The following is a 9,409-nucleotide window of genomic DNA, read 5'->3' on the forward strand; positions in this document are numbered from 1 at the left end:
ACATGTTTCGCGTTCGCGATCCGTTCCGCCGCGCACAGTTGGCGATCGCAGCGTTGTTCTGTCTGCTGGGGTTCCAGTACGCCACCTGGGCGGCCCGGCTCCCCACGCTCAAGACGGAACTCGGCCTGAGCGAGGCGGAGCTGGGCCTGCTGCTGATGGCCTGCGGCGCGGGCGCGGCGGCGTCGTTCCCCCTCGTGACCGTACTCATGCGGCGCATGGGCTCGCGGCGGCTGGCGCTGGTGTCGTCCCTCTGCCTGGGCGTTCTCCTGCTGGCCCTGGCCGCCGCGCCCACCTATCCGGTCGCCCTGCTGATCATCTGTCTGGACGGCGTCGCCGTCGGCTGTCTGAACGTCGCGATGAACGCGCAGGGCGCCGCACTCGAAGTCGAGCACCGGCGCACCACCATGTCCCGACTGCACGCGACGTTCAGCGCCGGGTCGCTGCTGGCGGCGCTCCTCGCCTCCGGGATGCATCTGTGGACCCCGGACCTGGCGGCGCACTTCGGCGTGGCCACCGTCATCCTGCTGCTCCTGGCCGGATACTCCTGGCCCGGCCTGCTGACGGCGGACCAGCAGGAGCCCGCGAAGAAGAAGGACCGCCGGAAGCTGACCATGCCGGCTCGTGCGACCTTGTGGATGGGGTGCGCGATGGCGTTCGGCACCGTGACCGAGGGCGCCATGAATGACTGGTCGGCGCTCTATCTGAAGGACGTCGTCAACGCCTCGGCCGAGATGGCGCCCATGGGCATCGCCGTGGTCTCGGTCATGATGGTGCTGGCCCGGGTCTTCGCCGACGGCTGGCGTACCCGCTGGGGCGACAGCCGCATCGTCCGGTTGGGCAGTGTGCTGGCCGGTGCCGGGCTGGCGCTCGCCCTGCTGGTCGGTGGCGTGGTGCCGACGCTGATCGGGTTCGCCTGTGTCGGGCTGGGCATCGCCGCCGTCACCCCGTGCATCTATGTGGCCGCCGCCAGGACGGGCCCGGACGCCCTGGCCCTGGTCGCCGCCATGGGCACGACCGGCCTGCTGGCCGGCCCGGCGGCGATCGGCTTCATAGCGAGCGCCAGCAGCCTGGTGTGGGGCATGGGCGCCGTGGCCGCCGCGGCCCTCCTCGTGGCCCTGTGCGCCACCCGGATCCGGTGGACGGCCCTGTCCGAGGCCTGATCGTCCAGGGGCCCGGGAGGACTGGGACCTCAGGTCCCGGGCCCCCCGGGCGCGGGTCTCAGCTCCGCAGGTGCGCCAGCACCGACGCCATCGCCCGCTCCACCGCCCGCCGCGCCTCGTCGGTGTGGTCGACCGTCTCGAACCCGTGGTGGGCGTGCGGAATGTCGATCACCTCGACCGCCGCTTCGGCCTTCTCGGCGGAGTCGAGGAACTCCTGGACCGTCACCGCGATCTCCGGCGACTCCAGGCCCACCCGGGTCAGGACGACCGGCAGGCTCCCCGCCCCGCTCACCGCGTCCGCCGGCCGGAACCGGGGCTCCACGGTCCCCCAGTTGGGCAGCGGCGCGAGCGCGGGATAGGTGGCCGCCACACACCGCAGCCACGGCGGGGGCGCCGCCAGCCAGTCGGCCGACAGCAGTCCGCCGACCGAGCAGAACCACAGGGCGATCCGCTGCCCGTCGACACGCGGATCGGACCGTACGAGTTCGACCGCGTCGGCCACGTCCTGGGCGGCGCGCGCGAAGTCACCGAGTCCGTGCAGCCGGTGGTCGAGCGTCACACCGACCGCGCCCAGGTCCGCCGCGTACGAGGCGTAGCCGACCAGGCCCGGCCAGTCGCGTGGTGTCGGCAGCCCCCCGGCCGGAACCGGGCCGCCGTGGACGAGGACCACCGCCGGACGGGGCCCGTCCGCGTCCGGCGGATACAGGTCGACCCGGCCCACGCGCTCCCTGCGCCGCTCCGGCAGGTCCAGGAGGAAGGGCCGCAGATGTGCGGGCTGTTCACCCACCTCCGGGGCGATCCGGTGTCCCTTGCCCTCGGCCGCCGCCAGCAGGACGCCGGTCAGCTCGTCCGGGGCCGAGAGCATCGGCCAGTGTCCGGTGTCGAGTTCGAAGAAGCTCGCCTCCGGGTCGACGAGCGCCTGGAACTGCGGAACCCCGAGCCCCACCATCCTCTCCACGATGGCGATGCTCGACCCGTTGGCCGTGCACAGGACACCGGACATCGGCAGCCCGGAGGCCGCCCCCGACAGCCGGAGCGGCTGGGTGAGGGTGCGCACGGGCTGGGGTGCGGCCAGACGGTCCAGCCGTGCCAGCGCGTCCGCGGTCAGGCCCGCGGTACTGCCCCAGCGCGTCCACTCACCGGGAGCCGGCGGCGGGAGCGGGCCGGTGCGCTCGGTGCTTCCGGTGCTTCCGGTGCTTCCGGTGTGGGCAGTGCTCCCGGTGTGGGCGGTGGACGCCGTGTGCGCCTGGTGCGCCGTGGCCGGTTCGCCCGAGGCCTGCGGGCCGCCCTGGAGCCGTTCGCGTACGGAAGGGTCCGGGACCAGTTCGAGCGCCGCGTCACCGTTCTGGGCCAGGCCCACGTCCAGGTACACGATCCGCGCGATCCGCTCCGGGCGGCGGTCGGCGGCGCCCAGAGCCGGATGGATGCCGTATCCGTGGCCGACGAGCACCACCTCCGGCTCGTCCACATGGTCGATCAGCCGGACCAGGTCCTCGATGTGCGTCTCCAGGTCGGTGTCGGGACCGCCCAGGTGGCGCCGGTCCCCCAGCCCGGTGAGCGTCGCCGGGTGGACCCCGGCCCCCGACTCCCTCAGCCCGGCCGCCACTTCCCGCCAGATCCAGCCACCGGTGTGGCTGCCCGCCACCAGCACGAACGCCGTCATGTACGCCTCCCTCTCCCGCCGTGGTCCGCACGGCCGCCCTCCCGGGCCGCTCGTGCTCCCGCGTAACGTAGGAACTCCCCCTGAGGGAGGTTCAAGACGTGTGCCCCGACGGCATGTGGAACGACGCACCCCCCGACGGCACATGGAGCATCGGAGAGCTGGCGGCGCGGGCGGGCGTCACGGTCAAGACCGTCCGCTTCTACTCGGACCGCGGTCTGCTGCCCGAGGCGGCGCGCAGCACCGGGGGTCATCGCCGTTACGGCCCCGAGGCCCTCGACCGCCTCCGGCTGATCCGGTCGCTCCGCACCCTGGACCTGCCGGTGCCGGACGTGGGCCGGGTGCTGGACCGGGACGACGCGCTGGAGGACGCGCTGGAGGACGTCATCGCGGACCGGCTCAAGGACCTCGGAACGCGCATGACCGCGATGCGCTGGCGGGAGGCCGCGCTCCAGCTGCTCCAGGACTGCCCGCCGGGGGAACGGGCCGGGCGGCTGCTTCTGATCGGCGCGATGACCACCCCGCCCGACACCACGTCACTGGCGCGTTTCTGGCGTCGCGTCCTGCCCGTACGGCTTCCGGCGGCGCAGAAGTCGTGGATCATCGAGGCCGCGGTTCCGCAGCCTCCGGCGGATCCGACCCCGGCCCAGGTGCTGGCCTTCGCCCGGCTCCACGCGCTCGCCTCCGACGTCGGCTCCGGCATCGGTGGCGACATCAGCGTCTGCCGGCCCGAGTACCTGCTGCTGGGCGAGGGCTGCCGGCCGGACATGCTCTACGACGGTCTCCGTGAGGCGTTCGCGATCGCCTCCCCCGACCTGCGGGCGGGGCGGCCCCCGCGCGAGGGCGAGGCTCTCGACAGCTTCGTCGCCGCGTTCGCCCGCCTCCGCGGTCTGCGGGACACCCCCGGTTTCCGCCACCGGCTCAGCGGCGTGCTGGCCCGGACCTCGGACCCCCGGATCGGCCGTTACTGGGAACTGACCGCCCAGCTGTCCAGCTCACCGGAGCCGACGTTCGGCGCGTCGGAGGACTGGCTCCGCGCCGCCCTGGACACCCAGGTGGCCGGGGCGACGGCCGGCTGACCGGTCCGAACCTCCTTTTTCCGGCGATCCGTTGGCCGGTCAGGCCCCGTTGGCAGGTCGGGTCCCGTTGGCCGGTCAGGCCCCGTTGACCGGTCCGCGGTCGGCCCGCATGCCCCCGCAGACCCGCCGGAAACCAGAGCATTCCCGCCGGAACAAGACACAAGTCGGCGCGCCGGAGGGCCTGATGAACGGCTGAAATCACTCCCCCGTGCGGCATGGAACGTGAAGTACCGGTGAATCCGCCTTCATGTTCGATCTCCCATATCCGGCTGACCACGCAGAACAGGCCCTGTCAGATATTCACGGGCGCTTTTCGCCGGATGACCGGATTACCGCCTTGACCATCTCTTGATACAAGAACGAAACTCGCAGAGGCACTCATGCATCAGGAGCCACAAGCGCATGTGCATGCGAATTGGCCCTGCGAGACATAGATCGCACGGGGTGTGCGGCGGGGGAAGCAGCGAAGATCGTATGTCCGTGACCACATGATCAGCGGGCAATTCCTTCACCTCCTCTCCTCATCTCTTGGTGCGCGAAGGGAATGGAGGGGGAATGCCGACGCACATGGGCTATCCCGGCGTATACATCGAAGAACTTCCCAGCAGCGTTCGGACCATCGCCTCGGTCACCACATCGGTGACCGCTTTCGTGGGGCACACCCGCCGAGGACCGCTCAACCAACCGGTGCGCATCACCAGTTTCGCCGACTTCGAGCGGCGTTTCGGCGGACTCACGTCGCGGAGCGCGGTCGGCTACGCCGTGCACCAGTTCTTCGGCAACGGCGGGACGGTCGCGGTCATCGTCCGGGTGGCCAAGGCCGGCACCGGTGAAGAGGCCTGCGTCACCCTGGAGTCCACCGAGGGCCGCAGCGCGTGCCCCGTGCTGGAGGTCCACGCGAAGGAACCGGGCGTGTGGGGCTCGGGGCTGCGGGTGGCCGTCGACCATGACACGTCCACCCCCGACAAGACCTTCAACCTGCATGTCCTGGACGCCCGCGGCGGTGCCCGGGAATCCTTCACCGGCCTGTCGATGCACCCCGGTCACGGCCGCTTCGTCGAAACGGTCGTGGGAGCGGGCTCCTCGCTCGTCCGGGTGAAGGTTCTGGACGAGGACCGGCCCGACCCGTCCGGCACCGTCTCCAAGCCGTTCGCCGCGAACCTGCCCGGCCTGAACGTCGAGCTGAAGGTGAAGATCGGCGATGTGGAGCGGGAGTTCACGCTCTTCGAACCCGACCGGGACGGCGAACCGCCGCAGACGGTCCCCGAGCTTGCCCTGCTCCTGGAGCGCAAGCTGCGGGCCCTGCCCGACGCCCCCGGCAAGCACGCCTTCGCCGGCGCGGAGGTCATCGCCTTCGGCCGCCGCCTCCAGGTGGTCGCCGGGTCCGTCGACCCGGACGACATCGTGCGGTTCGTCGGCGAGTGCGCCAACGACCTCGGCCTCGAAGCCTCGGTGAACCCGCCCGTCTTCCCGCTGGCGGGCGGCAAGGACGGCGACGCCCCCGGACCGCTCGACCTCATCGGCAGCGAGGCCCGCAAGACCGGGGTGCACGCGCTGCGCGACGTGGACGACGTCAACCTGCTGGCGCTGCCCGAGCTCTCGGCGTACGAGTCCGTCGACGACATGGCGACCGTGCTGTCCGCCGCCGAACAGCTCTGCCGCGAACGCCGGATCTTCCTGCTGGTCGACTCGCCGTCGACCTGGGGAAGCGTCGACGCGGCGCGGGCCGGGATCGGCGCGTTCGACGCGGTACGCAGCGACCACTCCGGCCTGTACTTCCCGCACCTCCAGCTCACCGACCCGCTGACCGGGCGGCTCCGCTCGTTCCCGCCCTCGGGCGCGGTGGCCGGTGTCATCGCCCGTACGGACGGGGAGCGCGGCGTCTGGAAGGCCCCGGCGGGCACCGACGCGCGGCTGGCCGGAGTGCGTTCCCTGACGGTCAGGCTGACCGACCGGGACAACGCGCTGCTCAACCCGCTGGGCGTCAACTGCCTGCGGACCTTCCCGGTGGTGGGGCCGCTCGTCTGGGGCGCCCGGACGCTCCAGGGCGCGGACGCGCTGGAGAGCGAGTGGAAGTACGTTCCGGTGCGCCGGCTCGCCCTGCATATCGAGGAGAGCCTGTACCGGGGACTTCAGTGGGTGGTCTTCGAGCCGAACGACGAACAGCTGTGGCAGCAGATCCGGCTGAATGCCTCGGCCTATCTGAATGATCTGTTCCGCCAGGGCGCGTTCAAGGGCGGCACACCCCGTGAGGCGTACTTCGTGAAGTGCGACAAGGACACCACCACCGATGCCGACGTCGAGCGCGGTGTGGTGAATGTGGTGATCGGCATCGCACCGGTCAGGCCCGCCGAGTTCGTGATCGTCAAGATCCAGCAGATGGCCGGTCAGTTCGACCTCTCGTAATCCAAGGACCCGAGGTAAAGGAACACGAAGGAAACCGATGGCTGAGTTCCAGGTAAACGCCCATCGCTTTGACCCCTACAAGAATTTCAAGTTCCTGGTTCTGTGGGACGGTCGAACGGTCGCGGGCATCAGCAAGATCAGTCCGTTGAAGCGGACCACGGAAGTGGTCAAGCACCGGCACGGCGGCGACCCCAGTTCGCCGAGGAAGTCGCCGGGCCGCTCCGAGTTCGAGGGGGTCACGCTGGAACGCGGTGTGACCCACGACCCGGAGTTCGACCGCTGGGCCAACAAGGTCTGGCAGGTCGGCGCCGGGCTCGGCTCCGAGGTGTCGCTGCGCGACTTCCGCAAGGACATCATCATCCAGGTCCTCAACGAGGCCGGGCAGGTCGCGGTCTCGCACAAGCTCTACCGGGCGTGGGTGAGCGAGTACCAGGTCATGGGCGAGCTCGACGCGAACGCCAACGCGGTCGCCATCCAGAGCGTGAAGCTGGAGTGCGAGGGCTGGGAGCGGGACTACGAGGTTCCGGAACCGGCCGAGCCGTCGTTCACCCACCCTGCCTGAGCCTCGCGCGTGCACGGAGGAAAGACGATGGCTCCTCGTCGTAGCCCGGCCGGGGTCCGGACATGACCCCCGGTACGGGTCCGGTGGGACCCGCCGAGCTGCTGGCCGCGTGGGAGAGCGGGCTCGCCCTGGGTGCGGCGGACAGGTCGCTGCTGCTGCACCGGGCGGCCCGCCCGGGGACCGGTACGGACGCGTTGCTGTCGGTGCCGGTCGGTGAGCGGGAGGCGGACCTGTTCGCGCTGCGCCGCTCGCTGTTCGGCGAGCTGATGCAGGTACGCATCGAGTGCGGGTCCTGCGACGAGGCGATGGAGTTCGACCTCGACGCGGGTGCTCTGGGCGCGCGCGGGACGGTCCCGGACCGGCCGCTGAGGGTGGCGGAGGACGGGTGGGTGGTCGAGTTCCGGCTGCCGACCGTCGCCGACCTCGCGGCGGCCGGGGGTGCCGGGACGACCGGCACCCCCGGCCCGCACGGCCCGCACGGTTCGCACGGTTCGCACGGTTCGCCGTCCGACGCACGGCGCCGGCTGTTGACGGGCTGCACGCTGCGGGCCCTGCGCGACGGGGAGCCCGTCTCCGCGGAGCAACTGGCCGAGCTGCTCCCCGAACGGGTGGAACAGCTCATCGCGGAAAAGGCCGCGGAGGCGGACCCGACGGCCGAGGTGACGCTGAACGTGGTGTGCCCGGAATGCGGCGCGTCGACCGTCGCCGAGCTGGACATCTCCTTCTACTTGTGGACCGAACTGGACAACTGGGCAAGGGATTTGCTCCTGGACGTCCATCTGCTCGCCACCGCCTACGGGTGGAGCGAGCCGGAAATCCTGGCGCTCAGTCCCCTTCGGCGCCGCTACTACCTGGAGCTGTGCACCGATGCCTGACTACTTCGACCGGCTCCTCGCCCGGTACGCGCCGGCGGCCGACAGCTCCGGCGGCTCCGGCGGCTCCGGCGGCTCCAGCGGCCCTGACAGCTCCGGCGGCTCCGGTGCGCGGGTGCGCGTACGTCCACGGCTGCCCGGCCCGTTCGAGCGTGCCGAGGCCCTGCGGCAGGGGCCGCCCGAGCCGGACGAACCGGCCGCGCTGCTCCCCTCCGCCCTCCAGCCCTCCCGCCCCGCCCTGCCCCTGATGACGCGGCCGGGGCGGGAGACCCACACCGAACGGCACACCGTGGTGCGCACCGAACAGGCCCCACAGCCCGCCGGGGACGGCCCGCCGGCCCCGTACCCGGCACCGGCACCCACCCCCCTGCTACGCCCCTCGGCGGCTCCGGCGCCCGCGCTGCGGCCCGGTACGGCGGAGGGCACGCGGGCGGCTCGGCGGGGCGGCCCCTCCGCGCCGGACGCCCCGCCCACCGCTCCGGCGGTGGCAGCCGCACCGGCCCGGCCGTCCGCCGGCTTCGCCCGTACGGCCGTGCCCACCGCGCCACGCGGCTCCGACACCGCCGCCGCGCGCGGTGCGCTCGGCTCGGTGGGACGGCGCGCGCCGCGCCCGGCCGACCGCGTCGTCCATGTGCAGATCGGCCGGCTGGAGGTCAGCGCGGCGCCGACGGCCGGGACGAACGGCTCACCGGGCGGGCGCCCCGCGCAGCCGGCCGGGCGGCCGGCCCCCGTACTGACTCTGGACGACTACCTCTCGCGCGGCGGGAAGAGGGATTGACGACATGAGCAACGCACTCGCCGTCGCCACGGTCACCCAGGCGCTCGCCCTGCTGATCGAGAGCAACCTGGGGCCGGAGATGGACATCGCGGTCAAGGTGGAGACCCGCAAGCCGCCGTCGGAGCCGCCGGGCGAACCGACCATCACGGTCTTCCTCTACCAGGTGACCCCGAACGCCGCGATGCGCAACAACGACCTGCCGACACGCGCCTCGGACGGCACCCTGCGCAACCGCGCGGCGGCACCGCTGGATCTGCACTACGTCATCAGCGCGTACGGGGAGGAGGCGGAACTCGTCGGCCAGCGGCTGCTGGGCTGCGTGATCCGCACCCTGCACGAGATCCCGGTGCTGCCCAAGGAGTTGATCGAGCTCGCCGCGGAGCGCCCGTATCTGTCGGGCAGCGATCTGGCCGCCTCGATACAGAAGGTGCGCTTCACACCGACGGTCATGGATGTCGACGAGACGTCCAAGCTCTGGGGAATGCTGCACCAGACCCCGTACACCCTGTCGGTGGCCTACCAGGCGTCGCTGGTCGTGATCGAGGGCCGGGAGAAGCCGGTCCCGGCGAAGCCTGTGGAGGAACGCACGGTACGGGTGCTGCCGTTCGGTGCCCCCGGGGCGCCGGTGCCGCCCGCGGCGGAGACCCCGGACGCGGGGGACACGGCGGCCGGTACGGACGCGGGGACGGCCTCCCCGCCCGCGCAGAGCGCGCCCGCAGCCGCGCGGACCGCCGCCAGGTCGCCCGCCGGAACGCCGGCCGAGGCGCCGGCGAAGACCCCCGCCAAGGCCACGAAGGCCCCCGCCCGGCGGGCGGCCGCGCCCCGTCCCCGTAAGGCCGCCGGGAGCGACGCACCGACGCCGGACGACAAGAGCTGAGCCGCGTGCGGAACA

At 72.2% G+C, this 9,409-nt stretch carries 8 protein-coding genes; 7 read left to right on the plus strand and 1 reads right to left on the minus strand.

What is annotated here, in order from left to right:
• Positions 1–2 precede the first annotated feature (2 nt).
• The gene (locus OHA98_RS32570; RefSeq protein ID WP_266931067.1) at positions 3–1,160 is read left to right on the plus strand and encodes an MFS transporter; all 1,158 of its coding nucleotides are present in this window, start codon (positions 3–5) and stop codon (positions 1,158–1,160) included.
• 58 nt (positions 1,161–1,218) lie between these two features.
• On the opposite strand, the gene OHA98_RS32575 is transcribed toward OHA98_RS32570, so the two are convergent.
• The gene (locus OHA98_RS32575; RefSeq protein ID WP_266931068.1) at positions 1,219–2,823 is read right to left on the minus strand and encodes a dienelactone hydrolase family protein; all 1,605 of its coding nucleotides are present in this window, start codon (positions 2,821–2,823) and stop codon (positions 1,219–1,221) included.
• 113 nt (positions 2,824–2,936) lie between these two features.
• Here OHA98_RS32575 and OHA98_RS32580 point away from each other — a divergent pair, with 113 nt between their 5' ends.
• The 6 genes from OHA98_RS32580 to OHA98_RS32605 all read left to right on the plus strand — a co-directional run bounded on the left by OHA98_RS32580 (position 2,937) and on the right by OHA98_RS32605 (position 9,394).
• On the plus strand, positions 2,937–3,899 hold the full coding sequence (locus OHA98_RS32580; RefSeq protein ID WP_266932493.1) for a MerR family transcriptional regulator: 963 nt from the start codon (positions 2,937–2,939) through the stop codon (positions 3,897–3,899).
• Between the two features lie 555 nt (positions 3,900–4,454).
• Positions 4,455–6,305: a phage tail sheath C-terminal domain-containing protein gene (locus OHA98_RS32585; protein ID WP_266931069.1), complete on the plus strand. Its 1,851-nt coding sequence runs from the start codon at positions 4,455–4,457 to the stop codon at positions 6,303–6,305.
• A gap of 37 nt (positions 6,306–6,342) precedes the next feature.
• Positions 6,343–6,867 (plus strand): phage tail protein, encoded by a 525-nt coding sequence (locus OHA98_RS32590; RefSeq protein ID WP_266931071.1) that lies wholly within the window; start codon positions 6,343–6,345, stop codon positions 6,865–6,867.
• A 62-nt stretch (positions 6,868–6,929) separates the two neighbouring features.
• Positions 6,930–7,742, plus strand: coding sequence for a hypothetical protein (locus tag OHA98_RS32595; RefSeq protein ID WP_266931072.1), 813 nt, complete (start codon positions 6,930–6,932; stop codon positions 7,740–7,742).
• On the plus strand, positions 7,735–8,517 hold the full coding sequence (locus OHA98_RS32600) for a hypothetical protein (RefSeq protein WP_266931073.1): 783 nt from the start codon (positions 7,735–7,737) through the stop codon (positions 8,515–8,517). The genes OHA98_RS32595 and OHA98_RS32600 overlap by 8 nt, the downstream gene beginning before the upstream one ends.
• A gap of 4 nt (positions 8,518–8,521) precedes the next feature.
• Complete coding sequence (locus OHA98_RS32605; protein WP_266931075.1) at positions 8,522–9,394, plus strand: DUF4255 domain-containing protein; 873 nt, start codon at positions 8,522–8,524, stop codon at positions 9,392–9,394.
• Positions 9,395–9,409 lie beyond the last annotated feature (15 nt).

This window comes from Streptomyces sp. NBC_00654 (genome assembly GCF_026341775.1).
GTDB lineage: Bacteria > Actinomycetota > Actinomycetes > Streptomycetales > Streptomycetaceae > Streptomyces.